The following is a 22,228-nucleotide window of genomic DNA, read 5'->3' on the forward strand; positions in this document are numbered from 1 at the left end:
CACGCTCCAGCGCCTGCCCTGCGCGAGGCCGCGCATGATCCGCCGCCTGCATGACACCAACGATCTGGTGCGCGCGTTCCCGCGCGTGCATTTCGTCGGCATCGGCGGCACCGGCATGAGCGGCATCGCCGAAGTGATGCTGACGCTGGGCTACGAAGTGTCCGGTTCAGACAACGCCGACAACGTCGCGACCCGCCGCTTGGCCGGCCTGGGCGCGCGCATCATGCGCGGCCACTCGGCCGCCAACGTGCTGGGCACCGACTGCGTGGTGGTCTCCAGCGCGATCCGCGAAGACAACCCGGAGCTGATGGAAGCGCGCAGCCAGCGCATTCCGATCATGCCGCGCGCGGCGATGCTGGCCGAACTGATGCGCTTCCGCCGCGGCATCGCCGTGGCCGGCACCCACGGCAAGACCACCACCACCAGCCTGACCGCTGCGGTGCTGAGCGAGGGGGGGCTGGACCCGACCTTCGTGATCGGTGGCCAGCTGCTGGCGGCCGGTGCCAACGCCAAGCTCGGTGGTGGCCAGTGGCTGGTGGCCGAGGCCGACGAGAGCGACGGCAGCTTCCTGCGCCTGAATCCGTTGATGTCGATCATCACCAACATCGATTCCGATCATCTGGAGAACTACGGCAACGATTTCGCCCGCGTGCAGGCGGCGTTCGCCGAGTTCCTGCAGCGTCTGCCGTTCTACGGCCTGGCAGTGCTGTGCATCGACGATCCGGAAGTGGCCGCACTGGCCGCCAAGACCCCGCGCCACGTGATGAGCTACGGCATGAGCCCGCAGGCCGACGTACGCGCCGAGAACGTGGTGCAGGAAGGTTCGCGCATGCGCTTCACCCTGCGCCTGCCGCAGGGCACCAGCCAGGAAGTGGTACTGGCGCTGCCGGGCAAGCACAACGTGCTCAACGCGCTGGCCGCTGCGGCGGTCGGCTGGCAGCTGGGCGTGGCGCCGGACACGATCGCGCGTGCACTGGCCAGCTTTGCTGGCGTCGGTCGCCGCTTCAATGATCTGGGCGAAGTGACCACTGCCAGCGGTGCCAAGGTCCGCATCATCGACGACTACGGCCACCATCCGAGCGAGCTGGAAGCGGTGTTCGCCGCCGCGCGTGGCGGCTGGGCCGACAAGCGCCTGGTGGTGGCCTTCCAGCCGCACCGTTACAGCCGTACCCGCGATCAGTTCGACAAGTTCGCCGCGGTGCTGTCCAGTGTCGATGCACTGGTGCTGAGCGAGGTCTACCCGGCCGGTGAAGAGCCGATCGCCGGTGCCGACTCGCATGCGCTGGCCCGCGCCATCCGTGCGCGTGGCCGCAGCGAGCCGGTGGTGGTGGGCAAGGCATCCGAGCTGGCCACCGTGCTGCCGGACGTGCTGCAGGACGGTGACCTGCTGCTGATGATGGGTGCCGGCGACATCGGCGCCGTCGCCAGCCACATTGCCGTGGAAGGCTTCAAGGCGGAGGGCGAGGCGTGAGCACGCTGACCTTCCCGCCGCTGCGCAGCACCGACCCGGCCGCGTTCGGCCGCGTCGCCGTGCTGCTCGGTGGCAGCTCCAGCGAACGCGAAGTGTCGCTGGATTCGGGCCGCAACGTACTCGAAGCGCTGCAGTCGCGCGGCGTCGACGCCGTCGCCATCGATGGCATTCCGGCGCTGGCCAAGGCGCTGGCGGCCGGCGGCATCGATCGCGTGTTCAACATCCTGCATGGCCACAATGGTGGCGGTGAGGACGGCATCGTGCAGGGCCTGATGGAGGCCTTCGGCGTGCCGTACACCGGCTCCAACGTGCTGGGCTCGGCGTTGAGCATGGACAAGATCCGCACCAAGCAGGTGTGGCTGTCGCTGGGCCTGCCGACCCCGCAGTACCGTGAAGTACACGGAGGTACGAGTGCCGCGGGAGGCAGGATGCCGGGAGCGGCCGAAAAGAATGTCCACGCGCTGGCGGCCGAGCTCGGCCTGCCGGTGGTGGTCAAGCCGGCCAACGAAGGCTCCAGCGTGGGCATCAGCCGGGTCACCGACGACGCCGGCCTGGACGAAGCCGTGGCCCTGGCCGCGCGCTACGACGGCCAGCTGCTGATGGAACAGATGGTGGTGGGCGACGAACTGACCGTGGCCATCCTCGGCGACGTTGCGCTGCCGTCGATCCGCATCGTGCCCAAGGGCCAGTGGTACGACTACAACGCCAAGTACATCGCCGAAGACACCCAGTACCTGTGCCCGGGCCTGGACGGTGATGACGAAGACGAGATCCGCCGCATCGCGCTGGCTGCCTTCCGCGCGGCCGGTTGCCGTGGCTGGGGTCGCGTCGACGTGATGCGTGACCGCAGCAGCGGCCGGTTCTTCCTGCTGGAAGTGAACACCGCGCCGGGCATGACCAGCCACTCGCTGGTGCCCAAGGCGGCCGGGCAGGCCGGCATCAGCTTCGAAGAGCTGGTGTGGCGCGTGCTGGAACAGACCCTGGAGGCATCGCACGCATGAACGCGGTGCTGCGCATCTTCGTCTGGCTGTTGGCACTGTCGGTGGTTGCACTGCCGGTGGTGGCCGTGGTCAATGGCTGGGTCGGCGCCGAGCGCTGGCCGCTGGCGAAGCTGCGCGTGCACGGTGAGTTCAAGCGGGTGCCACCGGAACAGCTGCAGCAGGTGCTGCTGCCGTATGCGCATGCCGGCTTCTTCGCGGTCAAGCTGCAGGACGCGCAGGACGCACTGGAAAAACTGCCGTGGGTGGAAAGCGCGCAGGTGCGCAAGCAGTGGCCGGACGTGCTGGAAGTGACCCTGGTCGAGCACAAGCCGTTCGCGCGCTGGGGCGAAGATCGCCTGCTGTCCGAGCAGGGCAAGCTGTTCCCCACGCCGAAGAAGCTGGCCGACCTGCAGCTGCCCGAGCTGGATGGCCCGGACAGCCAGACCGAGGAAGTGGTCAAGCTGTACAACGATTCGCGCGCGCTGTTCGCGCCGGCAGGCGTCGACGTGCGCCGGCTGACGATGGACGCGCGCGGCAGCTGGTCGCTGCTGCTGAGCAACGGCACTGAAGTGGTGGTCGGCCGCGACGATGCCCGCTCGCGCCTGCAGCGCTTCGTGCGCGTGTTGCCGCAGCTGGCCAACCAGGCCGCGCCGATCGAGCGCGCCGACCTCCGATATACCAATGGTTTCACGCTGAGCTGGGGCACTCCGGCCGCCCCCGCCAATGCACCGGGCACCCCGGCAAGAAGGACGCAGGAAAGAACATGAATCGCAAGGGTGACAAATCGCTGATCGTCGGCCTGGATATCGGCACCTCCAAGGTGGTGGCGCTGGTGGGCGAGTATTCGCCGGGCAACCCGATCGAAGTGATCGGCATCGGCTCCCATGAGTCGCGCGGCCTCAAGCGCGGCGTGGTGGTGGATATCGAATCGACCGTGCAGTCGATCCAGCGCGCGGTCGAAGAAGCCGAGCTGATGGCCGGCTGCGAGATCCGCTCGGTGTACGCCTCCATTTCCGGCAACCACGTGCAGTGCAAGAACTCGCCCGGCATCGTGCCGATCCGCGACGGTGAAGTGACCTGGGGCGACCTGGATCGCGTGCTCGATGCGGCCAAGGCAGTGGCGATTCCGGCCGACCAGAAGATCCTGCACGCGATCCCGCGCGAGTACGTGCTGGATGATTCGCAGGAAGGCATCCGCAACCCCGTCGGCATGACCGGCGTGCGCCTGGAGGTGCATGCGCACCTGGTGGTGTGCGCGCAGTCGGCCGCGGCCAACATCAGTAAGTGCGTGCAGCGCTGCGGCCTGCAGGTGGACGACCTGGTGTTGTCCTCGCTGGCGTCCAGCGTGGCGGTGCTGACCGCCGACGAGCGCGAGCTGGGCGTGGTGCTGGTCGACATGGGCGCCGGCACCACCGACATCGCAGTGTTCGTGCAGGGCGCGATCTGCCACACCGCTTCGCTGCCGATCGCCGGCGACCACGTGACCAACGACATCGCGCACATGCTGCGCACGCCGACCCCGGAAGCCGAGCAGATCAAAGTGCGCTATGCATGCGCCCTGGCCCAGCTGGCTACCGCCGAGGAAAGCATCCAGGTGCCGTCGGTCGGTGATCGTCCGCCGCGCCGCATGCCGCGCCACGCGCTGGCGCAGGCCGTGCAGGGGCGCTACGAAGAGATCTTCGAAATGGTGCAGGCCGAACTGCGCCGCTCCGGCTTCGAGGAACTGGTGCGCGCCGGCATGGTGCTGACCGGTGGTGCCTCGAAGATGGAAGGCGTGGTCGAACTGGCCGAGGAAATGCTGCAGATGCCGGTACGCGTGGGCATCCCGCAGCACGTTACCGGCCTGGGCGAAGTGGTGGGCAACCCGGTGCATGCCACCGGCGTGGGCCTGCTGCTGATGGGCAGCCAGATCGAGCATCCGCGCCGGCCGTCGCTGCCGACCGGCCGCGCTGGAAGCATGTTCAAGAAACTCAAGACCTGGTTCCGCGGCGAATTCTGACGCGGCACCTGTACCACCCGGGCGCAGCCCGGCTGCAACACTGGCAACACGACGCTACACCGGCAACACACATAACCCACACAGCCGCAACGACGGCATGCAGCACGAAGGCAGGACGCCCGAACGCCCATGCAATCGAAAGCGGATACAACGAGGACACGGACATGGCGCATTTTGAACTGATCGAAAAGATGGCACCCAATGCGGTGATCAAGGTGGTTGGCGTGGGCGGCGGCGGCGGCAATGCCGTGGCGCACATGGTCAACTCGGCAGTGGATGGCGTGGAATTCATCACCGCCAACACCGACTCGCAGGCCATCAAGAATTGTGGTGCCAAGCTGCAGCTGCAGCTGGGTACCAATGTCACCAAGGGCCTGGGCGCAGGCGCGAATCCGGAAGTCGGCCGCCAGGCTGCGCTGGAAGACCGTGAGCGCATCATGGACGCGCTGCAGGGTGCGGACATGGTGTTCATCACCGCTGGCATGGGCGGTGGCACCGGTACCGGCGCTGCGCCGGTGGTGGCACAGCTGGCCAAGGAAATGGGCATCCTGACCGTGGCCGTGGTCACCAAGCCGTTCCCGTTCGAAGGCCGCCGCCGCATGCAGGTCGCGCTGAAGGGCATCGAAGAACTGAGCCAGCACTGCGACTCGCTGATCACCATCCCCAACGAGAAGCTGATCACCGTGCTGGGTCGCAACGCGACCATGATCCAGGCCTTCCGTGCCGCCAACGACGTGCTGCAGGGCGCCGTGCAGGGCATCGCCGACCTGATCGTGCGTCCGGGCCTGATCAACGTCGACTTCGCCGACGTGCGCACCGTCATGTCCGAAATGGGCCTGGCGATGATGGGTACCGGTACCGCCCGCGGCGATGACCGCGCGCAGGCCGCGGCCGAGTCGGCCATCCAGAACCCGCTGCTGGACGATGTGAACCTGGCCGGCGCCAACGGCATCCTGGTCAACATCACCGCCGGTGCCGACTTCACCATGGCCGAGTTCGACGAGATCGGCCGCACCATCGACGGTTTCGCTTCGGAAGACGCGACCGTGGTGGTGGGTACCGTGCTCGATCCGGACATGCAGGACGAAGTGCGCGTGACCGTGGTCGCCACGGGCCTGAACCGCGTCTCGGCCAGCAAGACCCAGCGTCCGGGTGAGCGTGCACCGATCAAGCTGGTCCGCAACGCCACCACCGGCCAGCCGGAGTTCGGCGAGTTCGACAACGGCGGCGATGCCGTGTCCAAGGCCGTCGGCGGCATGGGCCTGGGCCTGCGTCGTGCCAGCAGCGACAGCGTGGCAGCTTCCACCCCGTCGGCTCCGGCCTCCTCGGCCCCGGCCGCGGCGGAACTGCCGAACGATTACCTGGACATCCCGGCGTTCCTGCGCCGCCAGGCGGACTGATCGACGCTGCCCGGGGCTTGTCCCCCCCGGGTTGCGCCACCATGTCCTGAAAACGCGGGCGCCGGGCCAGGATGGGCCCGGCCGCCCTGCTTCACGCGCGTCCCACCGGCGTTTCAGCCGGGGTAGGGGACCCTGCGTGTTAATCTACTGTGTCACTTCCGGTCGTCCCCCATGATCCAGCAACGCACCCTCAAGAACACGATCCGCGCCACCGGTGTAGGCCTGCACAGCGGCGACAAGGTCTACATGACCCTGCGCCCGGCGCCGGTCAACCATGGCATCGTGTTCCGGCGCGTGGACCTGGACCCGGTCGTGGAAGTGCCTGCGAAGGCCGAACTGGTCACCGAAGTGACCCTGTGCACCGGCCTGACCTGCAACGACGCCAAGATCCAGACCGTCGAGCACCTTATGTCGGCCCTGGCCGGCCTGGGTGTGGACAACATCATCGTCGAACTGTCCTCGGCCGAGCTGCCGATCATGGACGGTTCGTCCGGCCCGTTCGTGTTCCTGCTGCAGTCGGCAGGCATCGTCGAACAGGATGCGCCCAAGCGCTTCATCCGCGTGCTGAAGACCGTGGAAGTGACCGAGGGCGACAAGATGGCCCGCTTTACCCCGTATGAGGGGTACAAGCTGGGCTTCACCATCCAGTTCGACCACCCGATGATCCCGGCCAAGCAGTCGCGCCAGGAAATCGAGTTCTCGACGATGGCCTACACCAAGGAAATCTCCCGCGCGCGCACCTTCGGCTTCATGCGCGATCTGGAATACATGCGCGAGCGCAATCTCGGCCTCGGTGGTTCGATGGACAACGCCATCGTGCTCGACGAGTTCCGCGTGCTCAACGAAGACGGACTGCGCTACGCCGACGAATTCGTGCGCCACAAGATCCTTGACGCGATCGGCGACCTCTATCTGGCCGGCGGCCAGGTGCTGGGTGCCTACGAGGGCTTCAAGTCCGGCCACGCGCTCAACAACAAGCTGGTGCGGGCGCTGATGGCCGATGCCACCGCTTGGGAATGGGTCACTTACGACTCGCCGGCCGTGCCGGACCCGGTGGTGTACGCCACACCGGCCTATGCCTGATTTCACAAGTTGTTGAATTTGAATGCAAAAACGCCGCCTTCCAGGGCGGCGTCTGCGTTTCCGGCGTTGTTTGACGCACTGGCGCAGTTGGTGACGCGACGGCCGGGCCGAGGTCACGGTTTTGTGAACCTGTTGGATCCGAAGCCTGAATTTAACGTTGTTTTAACAACAATCTAACGACTGGCCCACCGGGGCCAGCTAGGATGCGACCCGGCCCCCGAAATGTTTCACGCTGCGGTGACACGCGCGACGGGGAGTGGAGCAGGACGCTCCGCTGCTTTCAGGTTTCCCGCTTCGGTTTCGAAGGAAGGTCCTGCAGAGCTGCCAAGGCGTCGCGTAGCCCTTTGTGCGTGGCGGCTGAAACTGCGTGGGGTCCATTCCGGTTGTCGAGCGCTGGGGAGCGCGTGGGAGTGGGAGACGCAGTCTTGACGGTCACCTTGGTGGCCTTCAGCCCGATGGACCGGGCCGCGTCGAGCAACTGGGCTTCGGCAAGCCGCAACTTGGCATGCCAGACCGGGGACTCGACGAGAAAAACGAGGTGTTCCCCGTCCACATTGGCCAGCCGGCAACGGCTGCGCAGAGGTGGCGGCAACTGGGGGCGCAACTGACGGTCCAGCGCGTCGAGCCATAGGGCACGCCGCAGCGGGTTCCCGCTTTTGTCCGCCATCACTGCATCCAGGGCCGGTTTCGGTCGGGATGCGGGACGAACGCTGGATTTCGGCTCAGACATGAAAACTCACTGATGGCATTCAAAAAGATCGTAATCAAAACGCGTGAAGGACAGGCCAAATCGGCGCTCACGCGTTTGCGGTTCTACTTCGAGGACCGCCCCCGAGCCCTGCTGGGCAGCGTGCTCGGCGCAGGTTGCATTATCGGCCTTGCCGGTGGAATTGGTGTCAGCGCGCTCAATGACTCGCGCCTGCAGGCCAAGGTCGACCGCCAGGAGGCCGAGCTGGCCAAGGTCCAGCGCGATGCGCAGACCCAGGTCAACGCGCTGGCTGCCCGCCTCGGCGAGCTGCAGGCGCAGGCCACCCGCCTGAACGCCCTGGGCGAGCGACTGACCCAGATGGGCAAGCTGGAAGACGGCGAATTCGACTTCAACGAGACCCCCGGCCTCGGTGACGGCGATGCCGGCGGCCCGACCGCCGACATTCCGGTGAAGGACGTCAACGCCGACTTACAGGTGCTGGAGCAGCGCTTCGCTGCTTCAGGCCGCCAGTTGTCGGTGATGGAATCGCTGATGTTCGACCACCAGCTGCAGCAGAACGCCGTGCCCTCGCGCATGCCGATCCGCAACAGCTACGTCACCTCCGGCTTCGGTACCCGTGCCGACCCGTTCGGTCGCGGTGCCGCCACCCACAAGGGCATGGACTTCCACGCCCGCGTCGGTGACCCGGTGATGTCGGTGGCCGACGGCGTGGTCAGCTTCTCCGGGGTCAAGGGCGGCTACGGCAACGTGGTCGATGTGGACCACGGCAATGGCTACGTCACCCGCTACGCGCACAATTCGCGCCTGGTGGTGAAGGTCGGCGACCTCGTCCGTGCCGGCCAGGAAGTGGCCAAGGCCGGTTCCACCGGTCGTTCGACCGGCGCCCACGTGCACTTCGAGGTGTGGGAGAACGGCAACGTGGTCAACCCGCGCAAGTTCCTCGGCGATGGCGGCAATACCCCGGTCGGGCGCATCACCCGCGGTTGATTGCAACGCCGGGCATGGCCCGGCGCTACCGGGATGCCGTCGGATCCCGGCGGTAGCGCGGGGCCATGCCCCGCGAGCGCGAAGCGCGGCCACCACGACCCCGGTCCCGGCCGCCCAGACGACCACACAGGGTTGAAACCCCAGCGGCCCATCCCAAGCTACAATGGGTGTTGCCATCGACAGGGCGCCAGGCGCCCTGATTCGTTTGCGGCGGACGGATCCTTCCCGGAGCCGTGCGGCATTTCCATCCAACCCGGTTCCCTCAATGATCAACAGCCTGCTTACCCGCGTATTTGGCAGTCGTAATGAACGACAGCTGCGCCAGCTCAACCGCATCGTCGCCAAGATCAATGCGCTGGAGCCGGAGATCGAGAAGCTTTCCGACGAGCAGCTGCAGGCCAAGACGCCGGAATTCAAGCAGCGCATCGCCGCTGGTGAAGCCCTGGACAAGGTGTTGCCGGAAGCGTTCGCGGTCTGCCGCGAGGCCGGTCGCCGCGTGCTGGGCATGCGCCACTACGACGTGCAGCTGATCGGCGGCATGGTGCTTCACCTGGGCAAGATCGCAGAAATGCGCACCGGTGAAGGCAAGACCCTGGTGGCGACCCTGCCGGTGTACCTCAACGCGCTGGAAGGCAAGGGCGTGCACGTGGTCACCGTGAACGACTACCTGGCCCGCCGCGATGCCGCGCAGATGGGCAAGCTGTACAACTGGCTGGGCCTGAGCGTGGGCGTGGTCTACCCGGGCATGCCGCACAGCGACAAGCGCGAAGCCTATGGTTCGGACATCACCTACGGCACCAACAACGAATTCGGTTTCGACTACCTGCGCGACAACATGGCGCTGTCCAAGGCTGACCGCTACCAGCGCGGCCTGCACTACGCCATCGTCGACGAAGTCGACTCCATCCTGATCGACGAAGCGCGTACCCCGCTGATCATCTCCGGCCCGGCCGACGATTCCCCGGAGCTGTACATCCGCGTCAACCGCATCGTGCCGAACCTGGTCAAGCAGGAAGCGGAAGACGGCGAAGGCGACTTCTGGGTCGATGAGAAGGGCAAGCAGGTGCACCTGTCCGAAGCGGGCATGGAGCACGCCGAACAGCTGCTGGTGGAAGCGGGCATCCTCGATGCCGAGACCGAAGGCCTGTACGCGGCGCAGAACCTGACCGTGGTCCACCACCTCAACGCCGCCCTGCGCGCGCACGCCATCTACCAGCGCGATGTGGACTACATCGTGCGCGATGGCGAAGTGGTCATCGTCGACGAATTCACCGGCCGTACCCTGGCCGGCCGTCGCTGGTCCGATGGCCTGCACCAGGCGGTGGAAGCGAAGGAAGGCGTGCCGGTCCAGCGCGAGAACCAGACGCTGGCCAGCATCACCTTCCAGAACCTGTTCCGCATGTACAAGAAGCTGTCCGGCATGACCGGTACGGCCGATACCGAAGCGTTCGAATTCCAGAGCATCTATGGCCTGGAAGTGGTGGTGATCCCGACCAACCGCCCGACCATCCGCAAGGACAGCCCGGACCAGGTGTTCCTCAACCGCAAGGGCAAGTTCAATGCGGTGCTGGCCGACATCGAAGAGTGCGCCAAGCGCGGCCAGCCGGTGCTGGTGGGTACCACCTCGATCGAAACCTCGGAAATGCTGTCCGAGCACCTGCGCAAGGCGGGTGTGAAGCACGAAGTGCTCAACGCCAAGCAGCACGACCGCGAAGCGACCATCGTCGCCAACGCCGGTCGTCCGGCCGCCGTGACCATCGCCACCAACATGGCCGGTCGTGGTACCGACATCGTGCTGGGTGGTTCGCTGGAAGCGGAAATCCACGAGCTGGGCGAAGGCGCGACCGACGAGCAGAAGGCCGCGATCAAGGCCGAGTGGCAGAAGCGCCATGACGCGGTCAAGGCGGCCGGCGGCCTGCACATCGTCGGCACCGAACGCCACGAATCGCGTCGTATCGACAACCAGCTGCGTGGCCGTTCGGGCCGCCAGGGTGATCCGGGCTCGTCCCGTTTCTACCTGTCGCTGGAAGACAACCTGATGCGCATCTTCGCCTCCGACTGGGTGCAGAAGGCCATGCGCATGATGGGCATGAAGGAAGACGACGTCATCGAGGACCGCCTGGTCAGCCGCCAGATTGAAAAGGCGCAGCGCAAGGTCGAGGCCCACAACTTCGACATCCGCAAGAACCTGCTGGATTTTGACGACGTCAACAACGACCAGCGCAAGGTGATCTACGCCCAGCGCGACGAACTGCTGGACGCCGAGTCGGTGAAGGACAACGTCGATGGCATCCGCGACGACGTGATCTTCGACATCGTTGCCCGCTTCGTGCCGCCGAACTCGGTGGACGAGCAGTGGGACCTGCGTGGCCTGGAAGCCACCCTGCAGTCGGACTTCGGTGTGGACATGTCGCTGACCGATCTGGTCAAGTCGCACGAGGAACTGGACGCCGAAGGCATCACCGCCAAGGTGCAGGAGCGCATCAACCAGCACTTCGCCGAGAAGGAAGCGGGCGTGGGCGAAGAGACCATGCGCGCGCTGGAGAAGCACGTGATGCTGACCGTGCTCGACCAGAGCTGGAAGGAGCACCTGGCGCGCATGGATTACCTGCGCCAGGGCATCTACCTGCGCGGTTATGCGCAGAAGCAGCCGAAGCAGGAATACAAGAAGGAAGCCTTCGAGCTGTTCTCGGACATGCTGGAGAACGTCAAGCGCGAAGTGGTGACCCTGCTGGCCCGCGTGCGCATCCGCAGCGACGAGGAAGTGCAGGCACTGGAAGCGGCCGAGCGCCAGCAGGTGGAAGCCCGCCTGAGCCAGTCGCAGTTCCAGCACCAGGACGCTGGCGGCTACGGCGCCGACGAAGAGGCGGCGCAGGTGGAGGCCGCCCAGCAGGGCGTGGCGCAGCTGCAGCGTGACGAGCCCAAGATCGGTCGCAACGACCCGTGCCCGTGCGGCAGCGGCAAGAAGTACAAGCACTGCCACGGCCAGCTGAGCTGACCCCCGGAGAGCCCCGCGAAAGCGGGGCTTTCCTGTTCTGGGCCTTGAAGCGCCCGGCGATTGCGCCGGTGCCCCGCTTTTCGGCATGCTTCGGCCATGCCTTCCCCGAAACGATCGATCCACGTCGTAGCCGCCGTCATCACCGACGCCCGCGGCCGCATCCTGCTCAACCGCCGTACCGAAAGCCGCGACATGGCCGGCCTCTGGGAATTCCCGGGCGGCAAGCGCGAGCCCGGTGAGACCTCCGAACAGGCGCTGGTGCGCGAGCTGCACGAGGAGCTGGGCATCGAGGCCGAGGTGGGCGAGTGGATCATGGACGTGCCGCAGCGCTACCCGGACAAGGACCTGACCCTGGAAGTGCGCCACGTGCGCAGCTGGAAGGGCGCCCCGCGTGGACGCGAGGGCCAGGCCATCACCTGGGTGACGCCGGACAAGCTGGCCCGTTATTCAATGCCGCCGGCTGACCTGCCGGTGGTGGCCGCACTGCGCCAGCCGGACTGCTACCTGATCACCCCTGCGCCGGACATCGATGAGGGCGGCCTGCAGCGTTGGCACGGCCAGCTGCAGCAGGCGGTGGCTTCGGGGCAGCAACGCATCCAGCTGCGCCTGCCCGCCGAGCATCCGCAGCGTCAGGGCGTGATCGAGCAGGCCGTGCGCGCGCATCGGCGCGGTGTGCAGTGGCTGCTCAACCGCGATATCGAACTGGCGCGCACCCTCGGCGTTGGCGTGCACCTGGGCAGCGAGCAGCTGCAGTCGCTGCAGGAACGGCCGCTGCCGTCCGGGCAGCTGGTGGCCGCCTCCTGCCACGGGCTTGAGCAGCTGCTGGCCGCACAGCGGCTGGGCTGCGACTTCGCCGTGCTGGGGCCGGTGCAGGCCACTGCGAGCCATCCCGATGCAATGCCGTTGGGGTGGGAGGCCTTCGCCGCGCTGCGCGCCCAGGTATCGCTGCCGATCTATGCGCTCGGCGGCATGACACCGCAGCATGTGGCCGAGGCACGCCGGCATGGCGGGCAGGGTATCGCCGCCATCCGCGGCCTGTGGCCTGTGTAGCGCGATACACAGGGTCGCAAGCAAGTAGATCCACGCCATGCGTGGATGAGCAGACCCGCGTCACGCAGCGACCAGTAGATCCACGCCATGCGTGGATGAGCGGACCCACGCCACGCAGCGACCAGTAGATCCACGCCATGCGTGGATGGCGGTTCAGCAGCACCCGCTCACAACGTAATCCAGAAACACCCATACTGCCGCCGCAGCCCAAGCACGGTCGCCGCGCGCGTGGCGCTGCCCGGCAGGGTCTGCTCCAACCGCAACCCGATCGGATGTCGCCGTGCAGCCGGCATCGGCACCGTTTCCGAATCCTGCGAGGCGATGCCCTGGCCCTCATCCAGATCCTGCCGCGGATACACCGGCACCACGTCCACCAGCGGCCGCCGCACCACCGATTCCAGCTGGCCAAGAATCCGCTGCGCGCCGGCATCGGACACCGCGCCCCACAGGTACAGCGAAGAAAGCCGGTTCACATCACCGATGCTGACCGCCGTATGCAAAGCCTGCACCAGTTCGCTCAGCCGGCGCGGACAGCTGCTGCCGAGGCTGTCGCGTTGCAGGGTGTTGCCGGAAGGCGCCGGCGGTGGCCGCCGGGACTGCGCGCCCAGGCTGTCGCAGGGGCGGTCGGTATAGACACTTTGCCCCTGCGGATCGGTGCAGCGGTTCAAGCGCGTGGTCTGCGCCTGCACACCGGCGCAGACACCGGGCAGCAGCAGGACCAGCAACAGGGACAGGACGAGCTTCATCGACGCAGCGTAGCGCCGATTGCGATAACGCAGCGTACTTTTCAGCCTTGCAGCAGCTTCAGTACCGAGACCGTCGGCTTGGCCAGGTTCAAGGTGTAGAAGTGCAGGCCCGGTGCGCCGCCTTCGACCAGGCGCTGGCACAGCTTGGCCACCACTTCGGCGCCGAAGGCGCGCACCGATTCGGCGTCGTCACCGTAGGCCTGCATCTTGCGGCTGATCCAGCGCGGGATTTCCGCACCGCACTGTTCGGAGAAACGGCGCAGCTGGCTGAAGTTGGAGATCGGCATGATGCCCGGGGTGATCGGCACCTGCACGCCGAGCCGCTGCACTTCGTCGACGAAGTGGAAGTAGGCGTCGGGATTGAAGAAGTACTGGGTGATGGCGGCATCGGCACCGGCGTCGACCTTGGCCTTGAAGTGCTTCAGGTCGAGCAGGGCGTCCTGCGCTTGCGGATGCGTTTCCGGATACGCGCCCACTTCGATGCGGAAGGCATCACCGTGTTCGGCACGGATGAAGGCAATCAGTTCGGAGGCATAGCGCATGTCGCCAGGAAAGCCCATGCCCGAGGGCAGGTCGCCGCGAAGTGCCACCAGGCGCCGGCAGCCGATGGCGCGGTAGAGCTTGAGCAGTTCGCGGATTTCCTGGCGGGTACCGCCGACGCAGGACAGGTGCGGTGCCGCGTCGAAGCCGTGGTGCTGGTTGAGATGGCGCACGGTCTCGGAGGTGTAGCTGAGGGTCGAGCCACCGGCGCCGAAGGTGCAGGACACGTACTCGGGGGCATAGGCCTTCAGCTTGGCCGCGGCACGGTCCAGCTGGGTGCGCTGTTCGTCGGTCTTGGGCGGATAGAACTCGAAGCTGATGGCGGTCATGGCACGGGCGGCGGCATCGGGTGTGAAGCAGTATATCTCTCCATCGAGATGGATGTGCGATAGATGTGCGATGGATGTGTCGGGTCACGTCGTCCCGTGCGGGCGACCGTTCGCCCCGCTGACGGACCGTTGCTCCGTAATCGCAACCGGGGCAACGGGAGCGAAGCCACGCTGGTCCCAATCCCGGCACCACCCACGCGATGAAGGAGCAGACGATGAAGATCTTCCAGGCACTCTGGTACGCGATGAAGGCCTTGGCCAGGCTGGCGATGATCGGCATGGCGATGGCCGTGCTTGGCTCAGGCCCAGCCCATGCCACAGCCGTCGATAAAGCCGCCGTTGCAGGCGCAGTGCAGGTCGAGGTGCTCGGCAAGGGCCGTCCCTTGCTGATGATTCCCGGGCTTAACAGCAGTGCGGAGGTCTGGCGTGAGACCTGCCTGGCCCTGGAGGACGTGCAGTGCCATCTGGTGCAACTGCCGGGGTTTGCCGGTGCGGCGCCTGTCGATCCGCGCCCGGCCGATTTCCTGCCGGCGATGCGCGACGAACTACTGGGCTATCTGCAGGCGCGGCACCTGTCGAAGGTTGCGGTGATCGGTCACAGCCTGGGGGGTGTGCTGGCGATGCAACTGGCACTGAAGGCGCCCGATAGCATCGGTCCGCTGGTGATCGTTGATTCGCTGCCGTTCTATGCGGCGGTGATGAACCCGCAGGCCACCGCGCAGAACGTGGGGATGATGGCCGGGCAGCTGCGTGAAGGCCTGCTGGCGGCCGATGAGGCCAGCTTCAATGCACGCAACGATGCGACCGCCAAAGCCCTGACCCGCAGCACCCAGCATCTGCCGGAGCTGCGGCGTTGGGGGCGCGACAGTGATCGCACGAGCATGGCCGATGCGATGTACTCCATGCTGGTGCGCGATCTGCGTGATGACATCGACGGCATCCACACGCCGGTCCTGGTGCTGGGCAGCTGGGCCGCTTATCAGTCGATGGGGGGTACGGAAGCCAGTACCCGTGCGCAGTTCCAGGCGCAGTACGCGAAGCTGCCGGGTGTGCAGATCGAGATGAGCGCACAGGGTTACCACTTCCTGATGTGGGATGATCCGCGTTGGCTGCAGGCGCAGGTGCGCCACTTCCTCGCCGCACATCCCTGACCGCCGTATGCCCTTTCCGCCACCGCCAAGGCTGCTCATGGACGCTACCACGCCTTCCCGCCGCTTCTGGATCCTCAACGCGCTGGCGTGGGCAGGCTATGCGACGTACAGCCTGTGGCTGGGGGTGCGTATCGGCGGCGGTACGCTGTTCAGCGGCGTGGTGTTGATCTCCCTCAGCATTGCCGTTTCCCTGTGGTTGTGCAGCGGCGCGCTGCGTTCGGTCGCACTGCGGCAGCGCTGGTGGGATGGCAGTCTGGGCAGCCTGGTGTTGAAACTGGCAACTGGCGTGGTGGTCGGTGCCAGCATTGCACAGGCGCTGACGGCGGCGTTGTTGTTGCCGGCGCTGGCCATGGGCTGGGTGCAGTTGCCCGGTGGGCGTGCCGACTACCAGCTGTCGTCGGTCGTGCTGTACTGGATGAACACCGCCCTGTTCCTTTTGATGTGGACGGGACTGTGGGCGGGCCTGCATGGCTTGCGCCGCGCGCGCCACAGCGAGCTGGCGCGATTGCGCGTGGAGGCGGAGCGCAGCGCCCTGGAGCGCGATGCGTTGCGTGCGCGGCTGAATCCGCATTTCATGTTCAACGCATTGAACAACCTGCGAGCGCTGATTCTGGAAGATCCCGAGCGTGCCCGCGACATGGTCACCCGCCTGTCGCGCACGCTGCGCCACGCGTTGGCCCACAATCGCAGTGAGCAGGTGACCCTGGCCGAGGAACTGGAAGTGGTCGACGACTATCTGGCCATCGAGGCGATCCACTTCGAACAGCGCCTGCAGGTGCGGCGGGAGATCGCCGCAGAGGCTGTGCAGGCACAACTGCCTGCGATGGCACTGCAGCTGTTGGTGGAGAACGCGATAAAACATGGCATTGCCAGCCGCGCTGGCGGCGGCGAGGTACATATCCGCGCGTCGCTGGACGATGACCTGCTGCGCCTCCAGGTGGACAACCCGCTCTGCACTGGCAGCGAACCTGCGCAAGGGCATGGTGTGGGACTGGCCTACCTGCGCGCGCAGCTTGGCACGCGCGGCCGTTTCACCCTGCAGCCGCTCGGCGACCGCATGCAGGCGCTGCTGGAGATTCCGCAATGACGGCCGTGCTGCGTGTGCTGATTGTCGATGATGCACGGCTGGCGCGACAGGAGCTGCGGACGCTGCTGTCGGCGCTGCCGTGGGTGCAGTGCGTGGGCGAGGCCGACGATGTGCCTGCTGCGCGCGAGGCGATCGCCACGCTGGCGCCGGACCTGGTGCTGCTGGATGTGCAGATGCCCTCCGGTACCGGCTTCGATGTACTGGACGGGTTGGAAAGGGTGCCCTCGGTGGTGTTCGTCACTGCCTACGACACCTACGCAGTACGCGCGTTCCGGGCCAATGCACTGGATTACCTGGTGAAGCCGGTGGAAGCGCCGCGACTGCTGGAAGCGCTGGAGCGTGCGCGTCATCATGCGGCGTTGGATACCGAACCTCCCACAGTGCACGGCACGCTGGGTGCGCAGGACCAGGTGTTCGTGCGCGAAGGCGAGCGCTGCTGGTTCGTGTCCATTGCCGAGATCCGTCGGCTGGTGGTGGACGGCAACTACACGCGGCTGTGGTTCCGCGACCAGAACGCATTGCTGGCCCGCAGCCTGAGCGCGTTGGAAGCACGCTTGCCATCGGACCTTTTCTTTCGTGCCAACCGCAACACGCTGGTCAACCTGCGGCGCATCCGTGCGGTCACGCCGAGCATTGGCGATGGCTACGATCTGGCACTGGATGATGGCAGTGAAGTGGAGGTATCGCGGCGGCAGGCACGGGAGCTGCGCGAGCGGATGGCGCTGTAGCCGCCGATCCTACAGTTCCGCGCTGACCGGGCTGGTCACGAATCCCCACAGCAGCCGCGCCATCACCGCAGGTGAGCGTGCCTGCGCGCGGGAGTAGGCCAGCAGTGCATCCAGCCTTGGACGGTCGTAGAGGTGGCCGGCCAGCAGCACCGCATGCACGCGCCGGCTGTTGCCGATGTCCAGCAGAGGATTGCCGTCCAGCAGCACCAGGTCGGCCGCTTTGCCGACCTCGACACTGCCATGCCGGGCCTGCAGGCGAAGGTGCTGTGCGGCGTGCAACGTGGCTGCGCGCAGCACGTCGGCCTGGCTGAGTCCGGCCTGGTGCAGCAGTTGCAGTTCATCGTGATAGCGGAAGCCGCCAAGCCCGGTGTCGGTGCCCACCAGCACCGGAACACCGGCGCGGTGCGCAGCGCCGGTCAGTGCCAGGCCATGATTGAAATAGGCGTGCAGCGCGCGCTCGCCACGTTGGCCTGGATGGCGGGTGACCGTGGCCTGCAGGTCGTCGCGCCAGGCCCAGCGCGAAAGCGGATCGAGGTACGCCAGTCGCGGATCATCGATGAAGCCCGGATCGCGCGCGCGGGCATCCTCCTCGCGGGTGACATGAGTGGGCACGAAGGCGCTGCCGCTGGCCTGCATCAGCGCGAAGGCGGCCTTGCACCTTGCAGGCGCATAGCTGTCCACCAAGTGCTCGGCCAAGGCTGTCGGGTCTTCACCGTCCAGCGTCCCGCTGCGCCATGCAGCTGCGGAGCCGGAGCAGTGGCGAACGAACAGATGCGCGTGTTCAAAGCTGTGCTGTCCGGCCTGCAGTGCCTCTTCCAGCGCCACCGCCCTGGGCAGGTGGCCCACCAGCGGACGATGCAGTTGCCGCGCCTCGGCAGCCAGCCGTTGGTAGGTATCCGGGCGCAGCCGGTTGTAGACCTTCAGTGCATCCACGCCGCGCTCGGCGTACTCACGCGCGCGACGGACGGCGTCCTGTGGTGCCAGCGCAGGGTCTTCGAAGTAGAAGCTTGCCACCTGCACGAATCGCGGCGCGGTCAACGTGCCAGCGATGGCCTGTGCGCTCCAGCGACGCTTGTCAGCGACGCAGGCGATCAGCGGATCGGTCGGCTGCGGGCAGTCCATCATGTCGCGGGTGCCGGTGATGCCGTTGGCCAGCATCAACGGGAACTGCAGTTGCGGAGACAACTGCAGTGCGTGGGTATGCATGTCCCAGAAGCCAGGCAGCAGCCAGCGGCCACCGGCGTCGAATACGTGCAAGGTGGCGTCGTGGGGGCCATTGCCGATGGCGATGATGGTGCCGTTGCGCACCGTTACAGTGGTGGGCGCGCTGGCAACGCCGTTCTGCACGTCCACCACCCGCGCATTGATGATCACCCGGCTGTTGCCGACATCGGGTGGCGGCGGCGCTGGCAACGGCCAGATCAGGGCGGCAGCGAACAGCAGGGGCGGAGCGAGAAGCACAGCCGCTACTGCCTTCAGCAGAGGCCGTTGGTGTGATCGAGGGGAAGGGGACAACGCGCGTGCTGCATCCATGAGCCTGCAATCCCTACGGTGGGTCGAAGGCAGGGTGGGGCAAGTCCGGTTCGGATGCCAGTGACTCTCGGCCTGCTCCCCTTGCACCGCCGGTGGCGGTTACCCTGTGCAGCGGATTCTTCGATCACGCCGCGCCATGTCCATCGTCCTCACCGATTTCGCCCGCCCCCGCCTGTTCCCGCGCGTACCGCGCGGCAACACCATCCAGGACTGCAGCGCCGAGCAGTTCCAGGCGCATCTCAACGCGCACCCGCCGCTTAAGGTGCTCGATGGCTATGCACCGTTCTGCAAGCTGTTCGTCTATGAAAACTGGACCAGCACGCGCTGCCTGACCGTGCCGGTCACCGATGCCAACCGGCACCTGCTGCGCAGCGGCTACGAGGCGCGCAACCGTGAGGAACTGCCGGTGCTGGTGCGCTGGTTCGAGGGCGTGGAATCGCCACGGGCCAATTACCTGGTTGTGATCCTGTACAGCGCCGAGCAGCTGGCCAAGGAAGGTTCACCCATCGATGCGGACTGGGGCATCGTCGGCTGCATCTATACCGCTGAACCGGCAGAAGTACCGATGGCACCGATCACGATGATGCGCAATGCGCTGGGCGTGGAGGAGGGCGGTTCGGGCGTGCCGCTGGACCGCGAAGCCTATCAGCGCGCGGTGGCGTTCTGGGAGAACAACGCCAACTGGCGGCCGTGAGAACACAGCATCGCGATGCGCGTCAGCGCACTGCGATGTGAAATCCGCTGCGGCCACCGCGGGATACGATGCTGTTTCCATCACAGCAGGAAGCAACGATGACGATCAGATGGTGGATGCCGTTGGCGGTGGCGCTGGGCGCCTTGCTGGGTTCAGCCGAGAGTTCAGCCCAGCGTTACGATGCCAACGCCGCATGCGGTGGATTGAGCAACGCGGCATCGATCCAGGATGTGGGCGTCAGCAGCATGGAGGCGCGTGCCCAGCAAGGGCGCTGCACGCTGCACGTCGTGGCTGCGGATGCGGAAGCGCTGGTGCGCCAGCAACGCATGCTGGAAGCGGTGTCGATGGCGGTATGCAAGGCCGCTGCGGAACCGCAGCCGTCCGCGCAGCCGCTGTCACTGGTGCTGCGATTCCCTGCGCGCTGCCCGCTGTCGTCCAAGGCGACACTGTTCCCTGCGGCCAGCGGCAACTGGAGGCGTGAATTCCCCGAGTACCCCTCTGCGGCTGTACGTGACGGGTTGCAGGGCAAAGTGCAGCTGAAGGCGCTGGTGAACGGGGACGGCAGGATTGTCGCGGCCGTGGTACGCGTGTCCAGTGGTCACGCGGTGCTGGACGCGGCAGCGGCCAAGGGGCTCCGCTTGTGGGCCATGCAACGCGACGCGCAACAGCCCGCGTTGCCCGCCATGAGTGTGATGGACGTGCCGGTGACCTTTGCTCTCAACGAATGAAGGACGTGCTCTCCTGGCTTTCGTAGCGGGAGCCGGCACAACCAGGCTTGGCGTGGATCCGCCTTCGCAGTAGAGCCACGCCACGCGTGGCTTCAATCAAGGGCGAGCAAGGTCCACTCCCACCACGGGTAGTGGTACTCGCGGTCGGTGGCATCCCAGTGTTGGCCGCAGCAGGTGCAGGCCACCCGATGGCGGTCGCCCCAGCCATCCTCGGCCACGCCCTGTTCCAGCAGCCGCACATGCCCCTGCTCGATGAGCCGGCGTGGGTCGAAGAACAGGTAATCCGGATACAGCGCGCACAGGCAGCCTTTGCGCTCACGCCAATAGCGCAGGCGGCGCAGTGCGGCTTGCAGGTGCACATCGTTGCTGACCAGCGCACCGCCAAGCTGCACGCCCTGGCAGGCCTGCTCGATCCCCTCGGTCTGCGGCGCCAGCGCATCCAGCGTCGTAGCGCTGAACAACCGTGCCAGGCGGCTGCTGGCGGCATGGATACGACTGGCATCGCGCGACAGCAGGTCCTGCAGCAGTACATCGGCTTGCGGGTCGTCCAGCCGCGGTGGCGGCGATGTGGACCAGGGCCAGCGCATCAACGGGGCCTGCCGATCGCGGCGTAGTGGCCGCCGGTCAGGTGCAGCAGGTCGGCCGGTGCCAGTTCCACTTCCAGGCCACGCCGTCCCGCGCTGACGTGCAGGGTGGGGAGTGCCTGCGCGCTGGCGTCGAGAAAACTGCGCAGGCGCTTCTTCTGCCCAAGCGGGCTGATGCCGCCGACCAGATAGCCGGTTGCGCGCTGCGCGGCATCGACGGCGGCCATCTCGCACTTTTTGCAGCCGGCCGCCTCGGCCAGTGCTTTCAGATCAAGCTGGCCGGCCACCGGCACGATGGCAACGAGCAGTTCGTGCGTTTCGGTGCTGGCCAGCAGGGTCTTGAATACCTGTGCCGGGTCCAGGCCCAGCTTTTCGACGGCTTCGCCGCCGTAGGATTCGGCATGGGCATCGTGCACGTAGCTGTGCACGGTATGGGCGATCTTCTCGCGCTTGAGCAGGTTGATGGCCGGGGTCATGGGCATATCGTAGCGCCGCGCGCGGGCATTGCCTTGACCGAGGCTATTGCCGCGCCCTGCGATACTGCACGTCGGCTTTCCCAGGCTCCAGCATGCGCGCACCCGCTCACCTCCACGACCTGACCTTTGACACCGAAGTGGCAGCGGGCCCGTATCCACCGCAGGGTTTTCTGCCGATCGCCGAAGGCGCGTTGGGCAACGGCGATTGTTTCGGGCTGTACTGGCCATTGGGGCGCGAAGGCGCATTGCCGCTGGTCTGCGAGATGTTCCATGACGAGGGCAGGATGGTCTACAGCCATTCTTCGCTGGACGTGTTCGTGCACTGGTTGGGCATCAATCGCGCGCTGGACGAGGATGCGTGGGATGACGACGAGTGGGATCCGCGCGCGCATGATGTGGACGACGCAGACTCGCCTTTCCGGCTTGTCGAGTCGGCGCAGGGACATGTAGCAGCGGGCGAGCCCGCCGCTGCGATCCCACTGCTCGACGCCGCAACCGCGGCTTTTCCAGACCTGCAGAAGGGCTGGGCCATGCTCGCTGGCCAGCACATGCGGTTGCGCAATGCCGAGCTGGCGGTGCGCGCGGCGCGCTCGGCCGTGCTGGCCAACTGGGCCTTTGGCGTGCCCGAAGCAGGCGTGCTGCGCATCCTGAAATCGGCGCATGCTGGTGAGGATCCGGTGGTGGCGATGGCGCAGCAGATGGGCTTCGCCTTTGGCGGTGCCAGGGACAACCCGGACTATGCGTTGATGCAGGCCTGCATCGATCGGTGTTGGCAGATCGGCGATAGGGAGGCGGCACTACGGTTGTCGCACAACCGCTGTTACGTGCTGGCTGCCGAGACGGTGTCATTCAAGGAGCGCGAGCGCTTTGATCTGCCCGCCTGGCAGCTTGCGTTCCGCGAACAGTGCCGCCTCGCCCTCGGCGACGACCGCCAGCGCATGCAGTAGAGCCACGC

At 66.5% G+C, this 22,228-nt stretch carries 20 protein-coding genes and 1 pseudogene; 15 read left to right on the forward strand and 6 right to left on the reverse strand.

Annotated elements, in window-relative coordinates:
• Positions 1-34: 34 nt before the first annotated feature.
• The 6 genes and pseudogenes from murC (at position 35) to lpxC (ending at position 6,933) form a co-directional block, all read left to right on the forward strand.
• Positions 35-1,471 carry a UDP-N-acetylmuramate--L-alanine ligase gene (gene murC / locus CR918_RS01535; protein ID WP_025876586.1) on the forward strand — a complete coding sequence of 479 codons (1,437 nt, stop codon included), beginning with the start codon at positions 35-37 and terminating at the stop codon, positions 1,469-1,471.
• On the forward strand, positions 1,468-2,472 hold the full coding sequence (locus CR918_RS01540; RefSeq protein WP_099782850.1) for a D-alanine--D-alanine ligase: 1,005 nt from the start codon (positions 1,468-1,470) through the stop codon (positions 2,470-2,472). The genes murC and CR918_RS01540 overlap by 4 nt, the downstream gene beginning before the upstream one ends.
• A pseudogene (locus CR918_RS01545) lies at positions 2,469-3,146 on the forward strand (cell division protein FtsQ/DivIB); the annotation flags it as partial. The gene CR918_RS01540 and the pseudogene CR918_RS01545, both read left to right, overlap by 4 nt.
• A gap of 68 nt (positions 3,147-3,214) precedes the next feature.
• Complete coding sequence (gene ftsA / locus CR918_RS01550; RefSeq protein ID WP_025876580.1) at positions 3,215-4,450, forward strand: cell division protein FtsA; 1,236 nt, start codon at positions 3,215-3,217, stop codon at positions 4,448-4,450.
• A gap of 164 nt (positions 4,451-4,614) precedes the next feature.
• Complete coding sequence (ftsZ, locus tag CR918_RS01555) at positions 4,615-5,850, forward strand: cell division protein FtsZ (protein ID WP_025876577.1); 1,236 nt, start codon at positions 4,615-4,617, stop codon at positions 5,848-5,850.
• 171 nt (positions 5,851-6,021) lie between these two features.
• A complete protein-coding gene (gene lpxC, locus CR918_RS01560) occupies positions 6,022-6,933 on the forward strand; it encodes a UDP-3-O-acyl-N-acetylglucosamine deacetylase (protein WP_025876575.1) in 912 nt (303 codons plus the stop codon).
• 280 nt (positions 6,934-7,213) lie between these two features.
• Here the strand turns inward: lpxC and CR918_RS01565 are convergent, their stop codons facing one another.
• Entirely contained in the window at positions 7,214-7,663 is a 450-nt protein-coding gene (locus CR918_RS01565) for a DciA family protein (RefSeq protein WP_025876573.1), read from the reverse strand.
• A 12-nt stretch (positions 7,664-7,675) separates the two neighbouring features.
• Between CR918_RS01565 and CR918_RS01570 the strand changes: the two genes are divergently transcribed.
• The 3 genes from CR918_RS01570 to CR918_RS01580 all read left to right on the forward strand — a co-directional run bounded on the left by CR918_RS01570 (position 7,676) and on the right by CR918_RS01580 (position 12,677).
• Positions 7,676-8,629, forward strand: a complete 954-nt coding sequence (locus CR918_RS01570) for a M23 family metallopeptidase (protein ID WP_025876571.1) — start codon at positions 7,676-7,678, stop codon at positions 8,627-8,629.
• Between the two features lie 265 nt (positions 8,630-8,894).
• Positions 8,895-11,627: a preprotein translocase subunit SecA gene (gene secA / locus CR918_RS01575; RefSeq protein ID WP_099841912.1), complete on the forward strand. Its 2,733-nt coding sequence runs from the start codon at positions 8,895-8,897 to the stop codon at positions 11,625-11,627.
• A 96-nt stretch (positions 11,628-11,723) separates the two neighbouring features.
• Positions 11,724-12,677 carry a Nudix family hydrolase gene (locus CR918_RS01580; protein ID WP_025876566.1) on the forward strand — a complete coding sequence of 318 codons (954 nt, stop codon included), beginning with the start codon at positions 11,724-11,726 and terminating at the stop codon, positions 12,675-12,677.
• Between the two features lie 167 nt (positions 12,678-12,844).
• Here the strand turns inward: CR918_RS01580 and CR918_RS01585 are convergent, their stop codons facing one another.
• Together CR918_RS01585 and metF are read right to left on the reverse strand one after the other, a co-directional pair.
• Entirely contained in the window at positions 12,845-13,423 is a 579-nt protein-coding gene (locus tag CR918_RS01585) for a DUF4124 domain-containing protein (RefSeq protein ID WP_025876564.1), read from the reverse strand.
• Between the two features lie 41 nt (positions 13,424-13,464).
• Positions 13,465-14,292 (reverse strand): methylenetetrahydrofolate reductase [NAD(P)H], encoded by an 828-nt coding sequence (gene metF, locus CR918_RS01590; RefSeq protein WP_099841913.1) that lies wholly within the window; start codon positions 14,290-14,292, stop codon positions 13,465-13,467.
• A 215-nt stretch (positions 14,293-14,507) separates the two neighbouring features.
• Between metF and CR918_RS01595 the strand changes: the two genes are divergently transcribed.
• The 3 genes from CR918_RS01595 to CR918_RS01605 are packed head-to-tail and all read left to right on the forward strand — an operon-like array spanning position 14,508 to position 17,258.
• The gene (locus tag CR918_RS01595) at positions 14,508-15,443 is read left to right on the forward strand and encodes an alpha/beta fold hydrolase (RefSeq protein ID WP_099841914.1); all 936 of its coding nucleotides are present in this window, start codon (positions 14,508-14,510) and stop codon (positions 15,441-15,443) included.
• A gap of 37 nt (positions 15,444-15,480) precedes the next feature.
• Positions 15,481-16,530, forward strand: a complete 1,050-nt coding sequence (locus CR918_RS01600; RefSeq protein WP_099841915.1) for a sensor histidine kinase — start codon at positions 15,481-15,483, stop codon at positions 16,528-16,530.
• Complete coding sequence (locus tag CR918_RS01605) at positions 16,527-17,258, forward strand: LytR/AlgR family response regulator transcription factor (RefSeq protein ID WP_099841916.1); 732 nt, start codon at positions 16,527-16,529, stop codon at positions 17,256-17,258. Before CR918_RS01600 ends, CR918_RS01605 begins: the two co-directional genes overlap by 4 nt.
• A gap of 9 nt (positions 17,259-17,267) precedes the next feature.
• On the opposite strand, the gene CR918_RS01610 is transcribed toward CR918_RS01605, so the two are convergent.
• Positions 17,268-18,791, reverse strand: a complete 1,524-nt coding sequence (locus CR918_RS01610) for an amidohydrolase family protein (protein ID WP_099841917.1) — start codon at positions 18,789-18,791, stop codon at positions 17,268-17,270.
• A gap of 136 nt (positions 18,792-18,927) precedes the next feature.
• Here CR918_RS01610 and CR918_RS01615 point away from each other — a divergent pair, with 136 nt between their 5' ends.
• Positions 18,928-19,485 carry a DUF3228 family protein gene (locus CR918_RS01615; RefSeq protein WP_099841918.1) on the forward strand — a complete coding sequence of 186 codons (558 nt, stop codon included), beginning with the start codon at positions 18,928-18,930 and terminating at the stop codon, positions 19,483-19,485.
• A gap of 98 nt (positions 19,486-19,583) precedes the next feature.
• Positions 19,584-20,213 carry an energy transducer TonB gene (locus CR918_RS01620; protein ID WP_165780884.1) on the forward strand — a complete coding sequence of 210 codons (630 nt, stop codon included), beginning with the start codon at positions 19,584-19,586 and terminating at the stop codon, positions 20,211-20,213.
• 92 nt (positions 20,214-20,305) lie between these two features.
• Here CR918_RS01620 and CR918_RS01625 read toward each other — a convergent pair whose 3' ends face one another.
• Positions 20,306-20,800 (reverse strand): hypothetical protein, encoded by a 495-nt coding sequence (locus CR918_RS01625; protein ID WP_059066027.1) that lies wholly within the window; start codon positions 20,798-20,800, stop codon positions 20,306-20,308.
• On the reverse strand, positions 20,800-21,273 hold the full coding sequence (gene ybaK / locus CR918_RS01630) for a Cys-tRNA(Pro) deacylase (RefSeq protein WP_025876549.1): 474 nt from the start codon (positions 21,271-21,273) through the stop codon (positions 20,800-20,802). Before ybaK ends, CR918_RS01625 begins: the two co-directional genes overlap by 1 nt.
• Before the next feature lie 92 nt (positions 21,274-21,365).
• Here ybaK and CR918_RS01635 point away from each other — a divergent pair, with 92 nt between their 5' ends.
• Entirely contained in the window at positions 21,366-22,220 is an 855-nt protein-coding gene (locus CR918_RS01635; RefSeq protein WP_099782864.1) for a hypothetical protein, read from the forward strand.
• The last annotated feature ends 8 nt before the right edge of the window (positions 22,221-22,228 follow it).

It is taken from the genome of Stenotrophomonas indicatrix (genome assembly GCF_002750975.1).
GTDB lineage: Bacteria > Pseudomonadota > Gammaproteobacteria > Xanthomonadales > Xanthomonadaceae > Stenotrophomonas > Stenotrophomonas indicatrix.

Excerpts from the sequence above, each read along its gene's own strand:
- murC (WP_025876586.1), top strand. The coding sequence starts at position 35 with ATGATCCGCCGCCTGCATGACACCAACGATCTGGTGCGCGCGTTCCCG.
- ftsA (WP_025876580.1), top strand. The coding sequence starts at position 3,215 with ATGAATCGCAAGGGTGACAAATCGCTGATCGTCGGCCTGGATATCGGC.
- ftsZ (WP_025876577.1), top strand. The coding sequence starts at position 4,615 with ATGGCGCATTTTGAACTGATCGAAAAGATGGCACCCAATGCGGTGATC.
- lpxC (WP_025876575.1), top strand. The coding sequence starts at position 6,022 with ATGATCCAGCAACGCACCCTCAAGAACACGATCCGCGCCACCGGTGTA.
- CR918_RS01565 (WP_025876573.1), bottom strand. The coding sequence starts at position 7,663 with ATGTCTGAGCCGAAATCCAGCGTTCGTCCCGCATCCCGACCGAAACCG.
- CR918_RS01570 (WP_025876571.1), top strand. The coding sequence starts at position 7,676 with ATGGCATTCAAAAAGATCGTAATCAAAACGCGTGAAGGACAGGCCAAA.
- secA (WP_099841912.1), top strand. The coding sequence starts at position 8,895 with ATGATCAACAGCCTGCTTACCCGCGTATTTGGCAGTCGTAATGAACGA.
- CR918_RS01580 (WP_025876566.1), top strand. The coding sequence starts at position 11,724 with ATGCCTTCCCCGAAACGATCGATCCACGTCGTAGCCGCCGTCATCACC.
- CR918_RS01585 (WP_025876564.1), bottom strand. The coding sequence starts at position 13,423 with ATGAAGCTCGTCCTGTCCCTGTTGCTGGTCCTGCTGCTGCCCGGTGTC.
- metF (WP_099841913.1), bottom strand. The coding sequence starts at position 14,292 with ATGACCGCCATCAGCTTCGAGTTCTATCCGCCCAAGACCGACGAACAG.
- CR918_RS01595 (WP_099841914.1), top strand. The coding sequence starts at position 14,508 with ATGAAGATCTTCCAGGCACTCTGGTACGCGATGAAGGCCTTGGCCAGG.
- CR918_RS01600 (WP_099841915.1), top strand. The coding sequence starts at position 15,481 with ATGGACGCTACCACGCCTTCCCGCCGCTTCTGGATCCTCAACGCGCTG.
- CR918_RS01605 (WP_099841916.1), top strand. The coding sequence starts at position 16,527 with ATGACGGCCGTGCTGCGTGTGCTGATTGTCGATGATGCACGGCTGGCG.
- CR918_RS01610 (WP_099841917.1), bottom strand. The coding sequence starts at position 18,791 with ATGGATGCAGCACGCGCGTTGTCCCCTTCCCCTCGATCACACCAACGG.
- CR918_RS01615 (WP_099841918.1), top strand. The coding sequence starts at position 18,928 with ATGTCCATCGTCCTCACCGATTTCGCCCGCCCCCGCCTGTTCCCGCGC.
- CR918_RS01620 (WP_165780884.1), top strand. The coding sequence starts at position 19,584 with ATGACGATCAGATGGTGGATGCCGTTGGCGGTGGCGCTGGGCGCCTTG.
- CR918_RS01625 (WP_059066027.1), bottom strand. The coding sequence starts at position 20,800 with ATGCGCTGGCCCTGGTCCACATCGCCGCCACCGCGGCTGGACGACCCG.
- ybaK (WP_025876549.1), bottom strand. The coding sequence starts at position 21,273 with ATGACCCCGGCCATCAACCTGCTCAAGCGCGAGAAGATCGCCCATACC.
- CR918_RS01635 (WP_099782864.1), top strand. The coding sequence starts at position 21,366 with ATGCGCGCACCCGCTCACCTCCACGACCTGACCTTTGACACCGAAGTG.